The sequence below is a fragment of the Paenibacillus sp. 32O-W genome (genome assembly GCF_007679495.1).
Taxonomy (GTDB): Bacteria; Bacillota; Bacilli; order Paenibacillales; family NBRC-103111; genus Paenibacillus_L; species Paenibacillus_L residui.
This window is the reverse complement of the sequence record NZ_VEGP01000070.1, coordinates 1-17,071: the sequence shown is the minus strand read 5'-3', so window position 1 is coordinate 17,071 and position 17,071 is coordinate 1. Positions and strand designations below refer to the sequence as shown.

At 43.0% G+C, this 17,071-nt stretch carries 18 protein-coding genes; 1 reads left to right on the top strand and 17 read right to left on the bottom strand.

Annotated elements, in window-relative coordinates; all coding sequences use genetic code 11:
• Positions 1–24 precede the first annotated feature (24 nt).
• The 7 genes from FS806_RS21185 to FS806_RS21155 all read right to left on the bottom strand — a co-directional run bounded on the left by FS806_RS21185 (position 25) and on the right by FS806_RS21155 (position 7,825).
• Entirely contained in the window at positions 25–867 is an 843-nt protein-coding gene (locus FS806_RS21185; protein WP_144940615.1) for a helix-turn-helix domain-containing protein, read from the bottom strand.
• A 188-nt stretch (positions 868–1,055) separates the two neighbouring features.
• A complete protein-coding gene (locus FS806_RS21180) occupies positions 1,056–1,673 on the bottom strand; it encodes a histidine phosphatase family protein (RefSeq protein ID WP_260982206.1) in 618 nt (205 codons plus the stop codon).
• A gap of 88 nt (positions 1,674–1,761) precedes the next feature.
• Entirely contained in the window at positions 1,762–2,448 is a 687-nt protein-coding gene (locus FS806_RS21175; RefSeq protein WP_144940611.1) for a phosphoribosylaminoimidazolesuccinocarboxamide synthase, read from the bottom strand.
• 976 nt (positions 2,449–3,424) lie between these two features.
• A complete protein-coding gene (locus FS806_RS21170) occupies positions 3,425–4,147 on the bottom strand; it encodes a nucleotidyltransferase domain-containing protein (RefSeq protein WP_260982208.1) in 723 nt (240 codons plus the stop codon).
• 214 nt (positions 4,148–4,361) lie between these two features.
• Complete coding sequence (locus FS806_RS21165; RefSeq protein ID WP_144940608.1) at positions 4,362–5,234, bottom strand: carbohydrate ABC transporter permease; 873 nt, start codon at positions 5,232–5,234, stop codon at positions 4,362–4,364.
• Entirely contained in the window at positions 5,234–6,196 is a 963-nt protein-coding gene (locus FS806_RS21160) for an ABC transporter permease (RefSeq protein ID WP_144940606.1), read from the bottom strand. Before FS806_RS21160 ends, FS806_RS21165 begins: the two co-directional genes overlap by 1 nt.
• A gap of 63 nt (positions 6,197–6,259) precedes the next feature.
• Positions 6,260–7,825, bottom strand: coding sequence for a type 2 periplasmic-binding domain-containing protein (locus FS806_RS21155; protein WP_144940604.1), 1,566 nt, complete (start codon positions 7,823–7,825; stop codon positions 6,260–6,262).
• A 757-nt stretch (positions 7,826–8,582) separates the two neighbouring features.
• Here FS806_RS21155 and FS806_RS21150 point away from each other — a divergent pair.
• Positions 8,583–9,350 (top strand): HAD family hydrolase, encoded by a 768-nt coding sequence (locus FS806_RS21150; protein WP_144940602.1) that lies wholly within the window; start codon positions 8,583–8,585, stop codon positions 9,348–9,350.
• A 341-nt stretch (positions 9,351–9,691) separates the two neighbouring features.
• On the opposite strand, the gene FS806_RS21145 is transcribed toward FS806_RS21150, so the two are convergent.
• From FS806_RS21145 to FS806_RS21105, 10 genes are all read right to left on the bottom strand, one after another.
• Complete coding sequence (locus FS806_RS21145) at positions 9,692–10,462, bottom strand: aminoglycoside adenylyltransferase domain-containing protein (RefSeq protein ID WP_144940600.1); 771 nt, start codon at positions 10,460–10,462, stop codon at positions 9,692–9,694.
• Positions 10,463–10,613: 151 nt separating this feature from the next.
• Positions 10,614–10,937, bottom strand: coding sequence for an RNHCP domain-containing protein (locus tag FS806_RS21140; RefSeq protein WP_144940598.1), 324 nt, complete (start codon positions 10,935–10,937; stop codon positions 10,614–10,616).
• Positions 10,938–11,849: 912 nt separating this feature from the next.
• On the bottom strand, positions 11,850–12,455 hold the full coding sequence (locus FS806_RS21135; RefSeq protein ID WP_144940596.1) for a DedA family protein: 606 nt from the start codon (positions 12,453–12,455) through the stop codon (positions 11,850–11,852).
• A gap of 32 nt (positions 12,456–12,487) precedes the next feature.
• On the bottom strand, positions 12,488–13,129 hold the full coding sequence (locus FS806_RS21130) for a permease prefix domain 1-containing protein (RefSeq protein ID WP_144940594.1): 642 nt from the start codon (positions 13,127–13,129) through the stop codon (positions 12,488–12,490).
• A gap of 13 nt (positions 13,130–13,142) precedes the next feature.
• Positions 13,143–13,463, bottom strand: a complete 321-nt coding sequence (locus tag FS806_RS21125; protein WP_313960610.1) for a PadR family transcriptional regulator — start codon at positions 13,461–13,463, stop codon at positions 13,143–13,145.
• A gap of 249 nt (positions 13,464–13,712) precedes the next feature.
• Entirely contained in the window at positions 13,713–14,135 is a 423-nt protein-coding gene (gene rplK, locus FS806_RS21120; protein ID WP_144940589.1) for a 50S ribosomal protein L11, read from the bottom strand.
• A gap of 174 nt (positions 14,136–14,309) precedes the next feature.
• Positions 14,310–15,074 carry a MerR family transcriptional regulator gene (locus FS806_RS21115; protein WP_144940587.1) on the bottom strand — a complete coding sequence of 255 codons (765 nt, stop codon included), beginning with the start codon at positions 15,072–15,074 and terminating at the stop codon, positions 14,310–14,312.
• A gap of 71 nt (positions 15,075–15,145) precedes the next feature.
• On the bottom strand, positions 15,146–15,439 hold the full coding sequence (locus FS806_RS21110) for a MazG nucleotide pyrophosphohydrolase domain-containing protein (RefSeq protein ID WP_144940585.1): 294 nt from the start codon (positions 15,437–15,439) through the stop codon (positions 15,146–15,148).
• Positions 15,440–15,993: 554 nt separating this feature from the next.
• Positions 15,994–16,125, bottom strand: a complete 132-nt coding sequence (locus FS806_RS26870) for a hypothetical protein (RefSeq protein WP_260982205.1) — start codon at positions 16,123–16,125, stop codon at positions 15,994–15,996.
• A gap of 118 nt (positions 16,126–16,243) precedes the next feature.
• The gene (locus tag FS806_RS21105; RefSeq protein ID WP_144940583.1) at positions 16,244–16,783 is read right to left on the bottom strand and encodes a GNAT family N-acetyltransferase; all 540 of its coding nucleotides are present in this window, start codon (positions 16,781–16,783) and stop codon (positions 16,244–16,246) included.
• Positions 16,784–17,071 lie beyond the last annotated feature (288 nt).

The following is a 17,071-nucleotide window of genomic DNA, read 5'->3' as shown; positions in this document are numbered from 1 at the left end:
AGAGGCCAATGCAGGCAAGCAGCATTAGCCTCTTTGCGTTTTAATCTCGGAAACTTTCTGAGCTATCATTTTTGTCATCGCATGCTTATGAGGGATTCCCGACGAGTTGCAATCAAAAACGACCTCGGAGCTGTCCGGAATGAGCCAGTCATGGTAATACCCGAGCAGTTCGCCGGAATGCCATTTGTAAGCGTTGGGCTCTTTTTCGGGAGGGGGAGCGATAAAAGGTTTATTGACAAACACATTAAAGACATGAATGCCGTTCGTGTTCGTAAATTGTTTATAATTGCCGAAGATCTCCTCACGGTATTCCGGCTTGATGTAGTGCAGGACCCCGCTCGAGAAGAGGATGTCGTAATTGGAGTCCAGGCGGAAATCCAAAATATCGGCCTTCAATACTTTAATGGGCACTCCTATTTTGTCGGCGAGCCTTTTCGTCTTATCCAGCCCGGCATCAGAAATATCCAGTGCCGTGACGTCATAGCCGTTGCGGGCGAAGAACACGGCATCCTTCCCTTCTCCGCAGCCGATGTCCAGCAATCGAAGGTGTTTGGTCGGAGGCAGGAGCTCCAGGACACGGTAACACATTCGGGACGGCTCCAGCCCCCAATAATATTCCTGGGTTTTATATTCCTCTTCGTAAATCGTAATTTTCTTATCCTGGTAAGCATATCCCAGAAGCTTATCGATACTGACCTCCAATACTTGGGACAGCGCCGGCAGCAGGGACAGGTCCGGCATCGTCTGGGCATTCTCCCACTTGGAGACCGCCTGATACGTCAACCCCAGCTTCTGGGCGAGCGCCTCTTGGGTCAATCCTTTTTCTTTGCGATATATGCTTATATTTCGGGCAAGCTTATCCTTCATTCTTGTCACGCTCCTTCATCACTTCCAGTTTATTAAGGTTGCCGGGAGCGCACAATAACCTCTTGTTTGATCTTGTGCAAAACTCAACCGGAAGTTGAGTCACGTTGCAACTTGGATAACAAGTCATCCGCCTTCCATTAATGACTTGGCGACCTTTTTTCAATAACACTGCTCTTGTTCTAATGCCTTTATTTACTAGTTAAATGATCCGTACAGTTATAAAGCTTACATACCCATTCATCCTGTTCTTTGGTCAGCAGCGTCAGCGAAGTATTTTCAATATAAGTAGTTTGGAAAATGTGGGGCATTAATCGTTTAAGAGTTAAGCCTATTAAAGCCGCATGACATACAACTAATAGCTTTTGGGAGTAGTATCGCTTGTAGGTTTCCTCCAGAAAGTGAGTCCCCCTGGCCGCTACGTCCTCGAATTTTTCCATTCCAAGGTCTAGTTCCCGCCAATTCTCCCCCCATTTATGGATTCTTTCCTCTTCGGTCATCCCTTCGATTAACCCGCAATCTATCTCACGTATTCTATCATCTGTTATGGTCAATGATACCCCTGTTGCTGAGGCAATAATCCTCGCGGTTTCCCTGGCACGACTTAGAGGGCTTGAAATGATAAGATCCCATTCTTCATCACATAATCTATTTGCCAATCTTTCAGCTTGCTTCCTACCTTCTTCATTCAGAGGTATGTCGGATAATCCCTGTGCTTTGCCTTGAACGTTCCAATCGGTTATTCCATGTCTTATCAAACCTATGGTTGCCATCGTACGCCTCCTTAGATCCGCTTCCTGAAGCTTCATTGATTTTATCCCTTATAGCAATAAAGAGGAAAGCCCCTTCCCGGACTCTCCTCTTATCTCTCGCATTTTGACACCATTGCGGCCTGGCTTAACCTTCAAGCATTAATCTGGTGAGTTCTAACGGCTCCACGTACTTGCCGTCCTTGTAAGCTCTCATATTTCCGCCGGAAATTTCGTCAATCAGAACGATTTGACCTTCTTCTCCGATCCGGCCAAACTCCAGTTTGATATCATACAGCTCCATTCCTTTGGCAGCCAGTTCGGTTTTGACTACATCGGCAATGGACCGGGTCAGCTCTTTCAACACCTTATATTCCGCTGTAGAGAGAATCCCGAGCATATCCAGCGCATCCTCGGAAATCGGCGGGTCCTGGCGTTCATCATCCTTAATCGTAACCTCGACGAAGGCGTCCAAGGGCTGCCCTTCTTCGGCATACAGACCATAGCGGCGAAGGAAGCTGCCAACCGCCCTGTAACGGCAAATGACCTCCAATCCCTTGCCGAATACCGAAGCAGGCTTTACCGTCATGGTGGCTTCCTCGATATTAGCCTCTACGTAGTGAGTAGGGATGTCTTTCTCCTGTAACCGTTCAAAGAAGTATTTGGTCAATCGGAGTCCCGCTTTGCCGGCTCCTTCCATAGTCAAGCCAACCGTGTTGGCCCCGGGATCAAACACTCCGTTCTCCCCTGTTACGTCATCCTTAAATCTTAGCAAGTAGTTCCCATCTTCCAGCGCGTAGACATCTTTGGTTTTTCCCGTATAGATAAGCTTCATGGTTACGATCCTTTCTGACATCAAATTATACCTATAAATATATCATGATTTGATAAGGGCACCAATGTCCATTCATTTTACATCCCCTATAAAAAACTCTTATAGCGTTGTTTTGGCTCTGGCGGTCACCTGTGCAAACGGAATGGCGAGTCTAAATGGAATTCATGCAGTTAGTTTGCTCCTTTTGGGCGAAATATGGAAACTTAATGGATTTTATACAGTTAGTTTGCTAAAAAGGGCCGCTATTCTTACAAACTCCCCATTCTAGATGTAGGTTTTCCAGTTAGTTCGGTTTGATTTGTGATCTGCATCTAATCTACCTACATAAAATACAGTTAGAATCCATGCCGCGCGTGGCACCATCAGGTGATGACTCTTTATACATATCGAATCCCCGATCCGTAAAGACCATCATCCTCGTATAACTATCTTGAAAATCCGTCTATATTTATTTTCTGCTGGTGCTGTGCAATCGGAATGGCGAGTCTAATGCAAAAATGCATGTCTTTTTCAGGAATTTAGCCAAAACCCGCGAAAGACAGACAAAAGTGCAGGTAAATTTGCCCATTTGGCCGATTTTCGGAATTTTGCAGCGAAAGACATGCATTTCTGCTCGTCTTTTCCGACTTTTGCCGGAATCCCGCAAAAAGACGTGCACTTTTGCTGGTCTTGGATGCATAGGATCAACCGTTTCCGGGAAATGGCCGCACTTTCCTTGAAGCCGGCCGGGCACGAGTTGATTCACGAAGAACCGGGAGAATAGCCTGTTCTCTTGCTTGATGATGTCTTGTCCGAATTGGATCCGTATCGGCAAAGAGGTGGCTCAACCGAATCCAGCGCACGGAAGCCGAAGCTTGGTCCAAAGTGCCGGAGAAACTATGAAGCATCATGAAAATAACAGTAGTGAGCTATCTATTTCGGGTATGAACTTTCCTCAATCTTTCTTCCAAACCTTCCCGTCCACATAGACTCTTACTCAGAACAACTCGGCTTCCTTCCTGACATATAAAGATATATCCCGCAGTAAACTGTCCATATCCAAATGGCAGGCATACTGTCCTGACTTTAAATAGTCCATTACCTTCTCTAAATCTTCGTTTCGCTCGAAGCTGGCGAGAGTCATAAACCGATACAGAGCCTTTCTCTTGGAAAAAATATATTCATCGGTTTTAGCCCAAACATATAGTCTAATTTCATATAAAACCGTATTAACTTTAGCGTCAAACGTCATGTCATCCGGCTGCTGATCAATATAGTTCTCCCTTAACCAACTATAAAACTCTTTTACATACTTAAGAAAATCTTCTCTTGTCGGTTGTCGGATTTCCTCTGTATTGAAATTCCCCCAAATCAGTTTACCTTGATTTTTGAGGCGAATCATTTCGGGAAACAGTTCCTTGTCCGGAGTGCCGCAGCCTGTTATTTCGTCTTCAGTAATCATTACACACCCAAATCCTTTGGGAATGTTAAAATCGGCATGATACTTCGCTGCTAATTCTTTTATTTTCAATCGTTCATCTTTACTTATGAAATTGCTGACAATCAGTATCGTATCGATATCGCTCCTGCCCGGAACATATTCTTCCTCTGCCAAGGAACCGACAAGAAATATTGCTTGAATCCGGTCATTTACCAGCTTAACTGCATTTTGGGCAAAGTCATGTACGATTTGATAGGCCTTCTCTTTAGAAATAGCCATATTCAACCTTTCCCTCTCATCCAAACGTAATCATTCACAGCCCCCATTTAGCTAAATTGTCTCATGGGATCTAATGCGGTCCTTCCTACCTTACATATTCGGGAATCTTTGATAGCATCGATACGAATTAGATTTGCCGGGTATTAATACAAGCATAACTTGGCTCGCATCTATTGAAGGGTGAGGGCTTATTGACACTTAACGACCCTAAATTTTAACCTTTCATAGAGCCAAGCAGCATCCCCTTGTTAAAATGCTTTTGGAGAAAGGGGTAGACGCATAACAGCGGAACGGCTGTTATTAGAATGGCCGCCATTCTTGCCGAGTGAGTGAAGTTGACGCCTTGCATTTCCTGCTGTGCAAAATCAGCATCCCCCTCAACAAGCATCAATTTCAAGAAAACTTGCAAAGGCCATTTATTATTATCGTGCAAATAAAGAATGGCATGGAAATACGTGTTCCAATTGGAGACCATGTAAAATAAAGTGAACGTTGCAATCGCCGCCTTGGAAAGAGGAAGCACAATGGAGAAAAGAATGCGCCATTCCCCAGCCCCGTCAATCCGCGCGGAATCAAATAGTTCATCAGGAAGTCTAAGGAAGAAGCCGCGCATCACGATCAAATTAAACGGTGCGATCGCCGTGGATAACCAGAGTGCCCCATAGGTGTTCAAAAGTCCCAAACTATCCACAACTAAATAAGTTGGAATCATCCCGCCTGAGAAGATCATTGTGAAGACAACGATGAAATTTAGAAACGAACGCCCTTTAATAAATTTTTTGGATAAACCGTAAGCCATTAAAGTTGTAATTGATATATTAATGAAGGTACCTATGACTGTAATTTCAACCGCATTCTTAAACGCTCTCAAGAAAGAATTATTCTTCAATAAATACTGGTAGCCTTCCAAAGTAAATTCACGCGGAAAGATAAAAAAACCGCGGGTTAAATATTCCTTTTCCGTTGCAAATGAGGTCATCACAACGTAGAGGATCGGGAGAATAATGATGATCAACCCAATGATGAGCAAGCTATAAACAACTATATCCAGGAATACATTTCGTCCTTGAGGGTTATGCCCTGCCATTAAAAAATTCCCTCCTCCCCGAGTTTTTTAACCGCTTTATTGGCTCCGACAACCAGGATAAGACCAATAATTCCTTTAAACATTCCTACTGCTGTAGTAAAACTGAAATTCCCCATTAATATACCGGTCCGATAAATAAACGTATCGAATATGTCGGAAGTCTGCATATTTAACGGGTTCTGCAATAATAAAACATGTTCAAACCCGATATCCATGAATGAACCTAATCGTAAAATAAACAAAATAATGATCACGCCGCGTATGGCCGGTAAAGTAATATGCCAAATTTGCCGCAGCCGCCCGGCTCCATCGATGGAAGCCGCCTCATATAAATTGGGATCTACCCCGGCGATTGCCGCCAAAAAAATAATCGCTCCCCAACCGGTTCCTTGCCAAATATTATGTAATATCCAAGTCATTCGGAAACCGCCTGGTGTTGTTAAAGGCTCAATGGTACTGAACCCTAAGTCTCTCAGAAGGATATTGATTCCTCCGTCCCGCGTTGCAAATAATACAACGGTTATGGCCACAATGACGACCCAAGATAGAAAATGCGGTGCATAAAAGATCGTCTGTGTCATCACTTTAAACCACTTTATTCTTACCTCATTTAATAAAACGGCTAAAATAATCGGCATCGGGAAGAAAAATACAATATCGAGAGCGCTCAGGATCATCGTGTTCGCCATTAAAGGCCAGAAATCCCTGGTCGTAAAAAGTCTCTCAAAGTTTTCGAATCCTACCCACTTGCTGCCCCAAAAGCCCAGAAAGGGATCATAATTTTGAAAGGCTATCATAATCCCGGCCATTGGAATGTATTTAAAAATGATAAAAAATAAAAAGCCCGGCAAGATCATCATATAAATAGGCCAAGTACGTTTAAGGTTGAACCTGGTCTTTAGGGGACGTATCGATGCTTGTGGGGTTCCTGCAGTTAATGTTGATTTATTCGTTGTCCTCATGTTCATTCGCCGCATTACTCCCTCGCTTCATTTATAACAAGGAAGGGCGAGATGCCCTTCCCCTTATTTTGCTGCTTTTTGCTTCTGATAAGAGTCGTTCACTTCTTGGATTATTTTATCTCCGCCGTCTGCCTTCCAACGAGCAATCACCTCATCTATATAGTCAACAGGCTTTCTTCCGGCGATGATATTGGCAATCCCTTCATTGAACTTTGCCGCAAGATCTTTGGAACGATCTTGGAATGTGGGAGAGTCAATCGTGTAAGGATCTCCCGCATCTCTCCATTCAGAAGGATATTGATCGACCGCCTTCTGGAATTCGGCATCGTATTGTTCTTCTTCCGGAGTCCAGCCATGAATATTAAAATTGTCATCGGCAGCGCGGAATAGCCAGTTATTCAACAGACTGATTTGTTCCTCATACTGCTTTCCTTTTTCCGTCAGGACAATTTTGCCATCCGCATTTTTCTCCCAAATCTCTCCTTCGGGACCATCTTTCATCACGGTAGTCCCTTCTTCCGTAATCCACCAATCGAGCCATTCTAAAATCCGATAAATTTTTTCCTCTTCCATTTTGGCATTCAAAACGAGCTTTCCTCGCCCTTGTACCGTTACCAACAAGCCCGATTCGCCTTTAGGCCCTTTGGGTGGATAAGGAATCATAACGAATTCCGCCTCGGGGACAATTTTCTTCAAGGCTTCTTCTCTCTTTTTAATTGTGCTGGGCCCTGCGATCTCCCAACCGATTTTATTTCCTTCCACCAAGGCCACAATATCGCTTCCAACATTCGTAGCGAAATTATGATCGAATACATTTTCTTGATAAGCTTTACTTAAAAAGGTTAAGAGGCCCTTCCATTCTTCGTTTTGCTCCTCCATTTTTACTAATCTGCCGTCCTGCTCTTTCCATTCATAGGCAATCCCATAAGCCGCTTGCAGAAAGGCATTCCGGCTCTTGCCCAAACCGGTCGATGTTCCAAATTCATTGGTGAAACCAACGGTACCGCCTTTTCCATTTCCGCCCGGATCTTGTTCGACAAAAGCTTTTGAGATTTCATAGAACTTATCTATCGTAAATTCCTCGGGGCTTGGAATGGGAATACCCAATTTGTCCAGCCAATCTTTGCGAACCCATAGAGCGTTGCTATATTTCATCGTATATTTCGGGAATCCGTATATTTTCCCCGGTTCATTAAACACTTCCATTGCATCCTGCGGGAATTCGCTTGCTAATGCGGGGAATTCTTCCAAATACGGCTTCAAATCAACAAAAGCTCCGCTCTTCTGCCATTTTCTAAAATTAACGGGCTCATCTACATAATACATGTCCGGTAAATCTTTGGAGGCGGCCAGACTGTTCAACGTATTTTTATAATCATTGCCCCCTGGTACCCAGCGGATATCCAAGTCAATATTAAATTTGTCTTCAACATACTTAATGGTCGGGTGATTCTTGTCCTCCCAACCCCCTCCCTGCTGCACAGGTACGATCATCGAGATCTTCAATCTTTTGGAACCGTCATCGACCTGCTTGCCACCAGGTTCTCTTGCACCGGAATCTTTAGAGCAACCCATAATCATAATGACAAAAAACGTAAAGGTAAGAGATAAATAAGCAATTTTTCTCACTAGAGTACCTCCTTGTTTGGTCATATGAAATTCATAAATGGAATAAGCCGGAAAGAATCATGGAATCAAAAGATTTCGCCAGCTTTTGTATTTTTATTAATTATTTTCCACTATTTTTGAAGAACCCCGCTTCGAATAGAAGCAATTAGGACTGTAAATTTTAGCTGAAAGTTGTGTAGAATCAATGGATCAAGAGCAAGTATAAACGTAGATGGCTTAGCTTGGAGGTCTGATGTAGTAAACATTCTATTGGGGTTGCAGCATAGCGGGTCATCTGAAAACAGATAGAAAACACAAAAATAACGTTTGAACAACGGAAGGATCGCTAGAATAACAGCTAGATAAAGATGTCACATCAGAAGTACATATATTTCTATTTCAATTAATGCTATCCCCCCTAATTTCCACTTAATTAAGACCACTTTAAAACGAATTGGCAGCTATTCCTTTCTTTTCTTTCTTACCGTAATCTGTTATGATGAACTATAATTTTTCCAAAGTATACCATTACTTCAACTCTACCGCAAGCGCTTACTTAATGATTCCTTAGCGGTTTTCGCCTGCTTTCCGTATGTCATTGAATGTCGAATAATCAATTGTATTGTCTATTAAAAGGAATTTAGGCTCCCTATGGTGAATGAACTATTCAGAGTAATTTTCGGGGTGGAAAGTTGATTTAGAACGTATTGGAAATAAATATAAACCTTGTATCGTTTGTGTACAGGACTAAAATCTATATCGATGAGGTGAGTAATAGATGCATCAGTATATTACATTCGATCTCGACGAAACCCTCATGCAAAATCCCTTCTCAAAATGGGTTTTTCCGGAGATTGATCGTCTTGTAGCCCCCCATCTGGAATTAAAGGATGGAATTCTCCCAGAAATAAAAAAAGAACATAGAAAACGGCTGGAGCAAGCGCAAGATGCGGCCGCTTATGACTGGGATGATATTTTGAAACAAATTTTAGTTGAGAAAAATATACCGATTACCATCGATATTGCTGAAATAGTTCAAAAACATGCAGTTGATCCTAAAGTCTACTTGTTGGAAAACGATGCTTTAACCGTCTTGGAAGAATTAAAAAGTAGAGGATATTTACTCGGCGTCGTGACGAACGGCTTTTATAAATACCAAGTTCCTGTCATGGAAACGATTCAATTAGTAACGTATATTGATAAAATTATAACCCCTTGTAATACCGGGTACTGCAAGCCGGAAATTAAAATGGCGGATCGGCTGCTGGAGGAAGGGGAAATCATCGCTCATGTAGGGGATCGGTTGGATCATGATGTGTACTTTGCCAACCAGTTGGGGGCCCTATCGATTTTGATCGATCATCAGATGCCGGAGGCCGTAAGACGGATCTCGCCCGATAGAAGGGTTGAACAGAAAGATTATTTAAAGACCGTTTTTCAGCAAAAAAAGTATGGAGAGTTGGTTCCTGAAGAAAACTATCTGCCGAAAATCGTTATCTATTCGATCCGGGAGTTGCTGGATATAGAGTTAACGAACCCGTCTTGAGAACGTTCTCCCATTCGAAAGACTCCTAGGAAAATCACCTTGAGGTTCGACATCGTCTTGATTTATAATCTCGAAATCGCTAAATCCCCCTGCAAAGACCGGCGGCTTCTTTTATCTTGATCTAATGCAAAAATGCAGGTCTTTTTAAGGATTTTAACCAAAATCAGCAAAAGACAGACAAAAGTGCAGGTAAATTCGGCCATTTGGCCGATTTCCGGAATTTTTCGGAGATAGACATGCATTTTTGCTCGTCTTTTCCGAGTTTTGCCGGAATCCCGGACAAAGATATGCATTTTTGATGGTCTTGGGTCTTGGATGCAGGAACTTCGAGCCTGTAACGGCTAACTTTCCTGCGAAAGCTGTTGCCTTTCGATCCTCTCCAGCATATATTTTGCGAAATCGACCAGCTGCGGTTGGCTAAGCTCCAACTTATTCAGGTTCCCGTTGTAATGGGCCAGGCATGGGTCGACTACAGCAGCATATACGAGAGGCAGAGCTTTCATCGCCCATTCACCGCCTTCTCTCTTCGAGGCGATCGAGCCATTTTCCAGAAACAGAAGAGCCCTGCACAAGTTCAAAACATAATACACCGGATGATTGACAATTTCCTCTAAAGCCTGATCCACATCAAATTTTATCGATTGAAGAAAGCATGTCCTGTCCACAGGCTTGAATACTTCGCGGACTGGTTTCCCGTACAGGGAAATTCCTCGCTGACAGGTCACGCCGAAATGAGCAGCCAAATCGGGGTCAACCGCATCGCCGCAAACATAGTTATCCTCGGAGTCATATCTCTCCTTGTGGGATGGCGAGTAATGAAATTCAAACGGAGTCGGGTAAACCATGCACCGGACTACAGACTCCAGTACAATACTTAGCTCAATACCCTTGACCCCTAGCCGCTCCTCTTCCGCCATAAGCTGTTGTGCTATTCTCCGATAAGTCTCCCTGGGCTGCTTGTTCTTAATGACCACCAGTAAATCTATATCGCTATGAGCCGGATGATAACATCCCATGGCCATAGAACCGTGCAGATACAGGCCTACCAAGGAATCCGCCATCTCTCTCCTGAACAACTGAATGATGCCGTCTAAATCGGCGGGCAGCTTCATAACAATCCCTACTTTACAAGATTTATTTGTAAACATAATCTCTACGGTATGCATTATACGAGACGGGCGGCTGGAACGTCTCAGCAATCTGAGTAACTAATCCCTAGTGGAAGTTTTATCTATTCGTGGCATGAGGAGTATGGTAGTTATTTCATAGATTATGATGTTTCATCAATTGAAGGATTAACTCATAATTGTCTTCTTGTACCGTGTTCTGAGCAACAACATTTGCTTTTTTATCTCCGCACTTCACACATTCATGCAGAAGCTGCAATCCTTTTTTTGAATGGAAAATAACACCGACGGGCCTCATCAACCCGCGACAGGTTTGCATTCGGTCTCCCGGTAGAATATCTACATGCATGGAATAGAGGCAGTATGGACAGTGATTCCTATAGCTACCGTTAGTCAATGCATATACATGTTTCCCGCAATGATTACATACAAAGGATTGATTTTGTGCATCTCGATTCAAGCCCTTCTCCTCCCAGATCTTAAAACATATAGATCTGTTTGGAATCAGGGTTCCGTTCGATTCTTCTCATCCAGGATGAGCCTCAGGCTTCTGCCAGACGAGTGACCGATTCACCGCAAATCTTTAGGACCCGCGATTACTTCTCGTTCCCGCTTCATTGCAGCCTGTTTCATCTGCAAATCCGGACCACGACTGATTTTATATAAATTGTCTCAGCCACTGTAAGACAGGGTCTTCCCCCACCTTCCACCAGTAGGTGTTTGTCTGAAGTCACTGACTTTGGCTTCGTCCCCTACAGGACTTGCATCGATTTCTTCATTAACATACGCAGCACACCCTTCCCCTCATGCCACTCGAAAACATTATACCAATAAAATACCCCTCACCAAGGGCGCTTTTCCGCCTTGGACGCTTAACTGGATTTCATACAGCTAGTTTGCTCCCATGGAGCAAAAAGACGGAAACTAAATGTAAAAACTACAGCTAGTTTGTGCAAAAAAGGCCATTTCGGCAAAATGTCTTTAATCTAAATGTAGTTTTTCCATTTACTTTAATCGCTTTCCACCAATCGCTTGAATTTAACTGCATGAAATACAGTTAATCATTTTCACCAACTAGAAATCAATAGTTTATTTCCCCGGGATTTTCCATTTTATTCTCACCATATCTTCTGTTCCTTTAGCAGCTCCAACAGATTGAATTTTTCTCTATCTAAGTTAATCTGAACTTTGCGAATCGTAGAGTGATGAACAAACGACAAAGACAGGCGAAAGTGCAGGTCTTTGAATGATTTTAGTCTAAATGGGCCGAAGACATACCAAAGTGCATTTGATTTTAGCCATTTAGCCTCCTTTTCTTGGATTTTTTACGATGCACATCTCTTTGAAGCATAGGGAGAGCGTACACTGGACGCTATTTCACTCTTTTTCTGATAAACAAAACGGCGAACACGATAAGCAGCAATGCCAGCACTATGTATACTGCATTTGAGTACATATCCATAAAACCTACAATGGTTCCCCATGACCCCCCGACTGCGGCGCCAATATTAATTAGGACAACATTCCAAATAACCGTTCCCAGAGTTGTTAATAGTACAAAAATTCCGAAATTCATATGTGCCATTCCGGCTGGAATAGAGATCAGGCTTCGGATTAAAGGGATGAAACGGCAGAAAAATACCGTCCAAGCTCCATATTTTGAAAACCAATCATTCGCTTTATGAATATCCTTCTTCGTCAGTCTAAGAATAGATCCCCATTTCTCAACAATTTTTTCCAGTCTTCTAACATCTAAAAGTAACCCAATACCGTAGAGAATGATGGCCCCAGCCACCGATCCGACGCTGGAAGCTACGACTAAACCGAATACACTTAAATTTGTATAAGTTGTCATAAAACCTCCGAACGTTAAAATAACTTCGGAAGGAATCGGAGGGAACAGATTCTCCAACATTATCAACATGAAAATCCCTATATATCCGAATTGCTCCATTATATTTGTTATCCAATTCTCCATTTACCTGCTCCTTCCACTGGTCACAAATAGTTTTATTCAAATACCTCTTTAAACTTTTGATAAATAGCGGCATCGATCAATTTATATAAGAAAAACATTCCAAGCAGCCCAATACTATAAGCGGCTAATACATTTTCCACAGCTTCGATCACTAACGAATCCGGAAATAATGCCGTCTCCAATAACCAGGCCAAAATAATAGAAATCACGGTTATCGTTGTCCAACCGATTAAATAATAATGGGCACTCAAATTGAAGAACATTGTATTTTTAGATAATGATAAAAATTCTTTGACCTTGAACTGATTAATAGCTTCCCTCGCAGCCTCATCTTCGGTTTTACCTTGTTGAATCAAATCCTGGACATAATCTTCTAAATATGTTTGCAGCTCCAGTTTATCCTCTTCGCTCATGGCCAATTGATTTACGTACTTCTGTATGTCATTTTGTTTCTTGTACATACTGTTCAAGCGAACGTGGCTGATATAGTTCAGCACGCCCCAAAGAACCGCAATCGCAAACGAAAACCAATAACTAATATGTACCCATATCGGATCGTTTATATAGGTTTGGTCAAAATAATTGGATATTCCAAATAGTGCGGATGAACCGAGCAATACCCACCCATATTTAACATCACAGAGACTGAAAAGTTTCCGAATCTGTGGACTCATTGATTGCCCCCCCTTATAAAAATCGTTTAACTATTTCAGAGACCTTCTTCCAATCTTCTATAATATTATCCAGTAGTCGAATCCCTTCATCTGTAATCGCGTAGTATTTGCGCCTTCCGCCATGACTTTCATTTCCCCAGGAAGAGGATATGGCGCCCTGCTTTTCCAACCTTTTTAGCGATAAATATAATGTTGCTTCTTGAATTTCAAAATCACCCTCCGTTTTTTCCTTAATCGTTTTAGAGATTTCATAGCCGTAACTCTCTTTCTCCTTGACTACAGAAAGGATGAGAAGATCGATATTTCCTTTCAGCAATTCTTTATTCAACATCATACACATCCAATCGATTACTTAACATTATTAAGTACATTGTTATTGTAAGTTATTTTACTTAATATAACAAGGTACTATTTAACATTAGTTATTTTTTTATTGATTATCAACGAAATATATATGATGGAGCGCTCTATTATCGGCATTAGGGGAATCAAAAAAGGCTCCGGCAAATTTACTTTTGCTGAAGCCTTTAATAGTTGGAATATGTGCGCCTTCTGCCTTAACTTCCGGAAATAGAATATCTTTCTAATCCTCAATACGGATCCCCATATTCCTGGCTGTGCCGGCAATGATTCGCATGGCGCTTTCCAAGTTAGTCGTATTCAGGTCAGGCAGCTTGATCTCTGCAATTTGCCGCAATTCATCCCGGGTAATGGACCCGGCGATGGTACGGCCCGGGGTGGCCGATCCCTTCTCTATTCCGGCGAACTGCTTGAGGAGGAAAGAGGCCGGCGGTGTTTTTAACGTAATATCGAACGACCGGTCCTCGTACACCTTGATCTCTGCAGGAATGACCTGGCCCGGCTTGCCTTTGGTCAATTCATTATACTGTGTGCAAAACTGCATCAAATGGATGCCGGTCGGGGCGAGATCCTTTCCCACTCTGGCGGGGTTCGCTTTCCCTGCCTCCAGCGCCAGTTTTACTATCCGTATTACTTCTTTAGCCATATGTGCTCACCTTTCTTTGTTTAACTATTAGGAATCGTCTGACAAACTCGAGTATAAAGATTTACGTAACGTTAATGTCAAGAACAGATCCCCAGGTGAGCACTCCCGTATTGGACTGTTTCGCTGTCCCTTTGGCTGTTCACTCAGAATCTTCCGTGAAGATTCGAACCACAGTCACTTTTGGATCCCTGTGTATATATGAATGGCATCTCGCAGAAATTTGGCGGCTCCCGGCTGCTTTTTATCATAATAAGCGGTGAACCGTTCGTCATCCACATACATTTGAGCCAGGCCGGCATGAGCCTCCGGGCTGTAGTCATCCCAATAAAACATTAGCCATTGTTTATGCAATGCGGCAGCCTTCTGCGCCAATTCTCCGGCAGGATCTCCAGTTCGAACGGCTTCGGCCAGAACATCGGTAATTTCCTCCGCAAGACGCATGGTCTCGTCATATTCTTCCTGCGACATATTCATCATCTTCCGGTTGGACCTGTCCACCGTCTCATCACCGTATTTCTCGCGCACCTCCTTGCCATATTTCTTCTCGTTCTCTTCAACCAGCTGCCGCTTGAAGCCTTCGAATTTTTCCTGATCTTTCATTTCGATTCTCCCTTCCTGCCAAGCCATCGTTTTCTCTACGTTGGCAATCAGCATATCTAACTGTTTTCTCTTCTCCAGAAGCTTCTGATGATGCTCCCGAAGAGCACTCCCTGCGTCAAAAGTCGGAGATGTAACAATTTCTTTAATGCAATTCAGATCGACGCCCAATTCCCGGTAGAACAAAATTTGCTGCAGTCTGTCCACTTCCTTCTTCCCGTAAATGCGGTACCCCGAGGAGTTGATCCGGGCCGGCTTCAGAATGCCGATCTCATCGTAATAACGCAGTGTCCGTGAGCTGACGCCCGCCAATCTGCCAAGCTTCTGTACTGTGTATTCCATTGGCTCACCTCCTGACAATATCCACTCTACACCTTTACGTAACGTAAAGGTCAATACTTCTAGCTAAACTTTTATCTGTTCCATTTCTTTTTGTTCCATTCGTCCTTCAGCAGGAAGCTCTTCTCCAGATCAATCTCGTAAACATTCGCCAGAGCTATAACATAGTACAATACATCGTTTAATTCCCCTTCTATAGTTCCTTTAATATTTCCAGTTGCAGAGCAGCGCGAATCTTTTCTTATCATTTCGGCTAATTCGCCAACTTCCTCTGTCAGCTTAAGAAAATAGTCGGTCTTCTTATCCGGGCGGTAATCGAATTGCTTAATATACTGTTGAAGATAAGATAGGGTAAGTTCCTGCTTCATCCTGCAGCCTCCATTTCAAATAAGTTGCCGTTCTTGCTGATAACCGCCCAGTTGAATGAGCCGGCTTTTTCACATAGCAAATAGTCCGATTGGTGCTGCTACTTCAGGTGCGTAGGCGCTTAGAATAAACTGACCGGGGGCACTTCCCCATTTAGGTGCATAGGTGCGACTGGCTTCCCCGTTGGGTGCATAGGTGCTTAATCCGACTGGGGTTCCCCGTTGGGTGTCGGATAGCTAACTGGATTTCATCCAGTTAGTTTGCTCCTTCTAGATGAAAAACGAAAACTAAATGGAAAAAGTCCATCTATTTTCCACAAAAAGGGGGATATCCGCAAAAATCCTCCATTCTAAATGGAGTTTTTCCATCTAGTCTAGTTACTTTGCGCCATTCGCTTCAATTTACCTGCATAAAATCCAGTTAGACGCGCCATTCCGTTTGCACGACACCAGCAGAAAATGAAAATAGACGGATTTTCAAGGTAGTTCCCAGGTTCCAACGAAACCATAACCTTATGGTTGATGTCGTATTCTAGCTGCACAACTTCAATAGCTATTCACCGAGTCATTGGCTGATTCCGGGTGGATATCGTTACCGGATCCAATACGTGATCCTGCATCTCGTGCTGAACCGCTTCCCCATCAGAACGTCCCGGCTGCTCTCCGTTACCTTGCCTTGGCTCTTTCATCCCGTTCCTCCCCCCCATTATTGAGCAATGAACTAATTAGAGCCATAGTATAACAATCCGGGCTGCTAATGGGAGGCAATACGGTTTTTGATGACGTTGGAAACGGTTTTTTCGATGCTCAGTCGTTAAACCTTCCCATTAATATAGTGTTGTAGTAGTTTCCGTCAGATAGAATCTTGTCCTTTTTTAATACACCTTCCACTTCAAAGCCATATTTTTTATACAGCCTTATCGCTTTATCGTTCGTTTCAAGCACATTCAAAGCAATTTTCTTGATTCCATTGGAATCCGCCCAGTGAACAGATGCTTCCAGCAAGTTTTTTCCTATTCCAAATCCCCAATATTGCTGCAAAATACAAACTCCGAATTTATGCGAAGTTCTTTTCAATGCGTTCCCTGCACATCTTGAAAAACCCGCAATTCGTCCATTAACTTCAACCACTAACAACAGGCTGTTGATGCTTTCCGTATCCTCTTTAATGATTTTCTTAAACCCGGATTCATCGATGAATGCTTCGCCTTGTTCCCGGTCCAAAAACTCGGTTTCGCCATCTATCTGCAGCCTTACTTCAGACAAGTTTTTCGCATCGTCTTCTGCGGTGGACCTTATAATATAACGTAAATTATGTACGTGAAATTCTTTTGGATCTATTCTCACTGCAGTCACCCCACCTTCTAATCAAGCTTCTAAACAAAGGGCTAGAATAACCCCACAAAGTGACACATAGCCTTCGAAGCATATTCCGTCCGCACTCCAGCGGAGTCGGCGTCTAAACCTTCCTATAAACGCGGTCGATCTTCTTGCTTTACTTCGATAAAGCTTTATACAATACTTTGCGGGGAGCCCCGAAACTTATAAATTATTATTTACTCAACTTTCGCAGCTTAGATTGGCAAACAAACCCTTGATATAACTGGGTAAGGTGCTCATCCATTGCTGGACTTG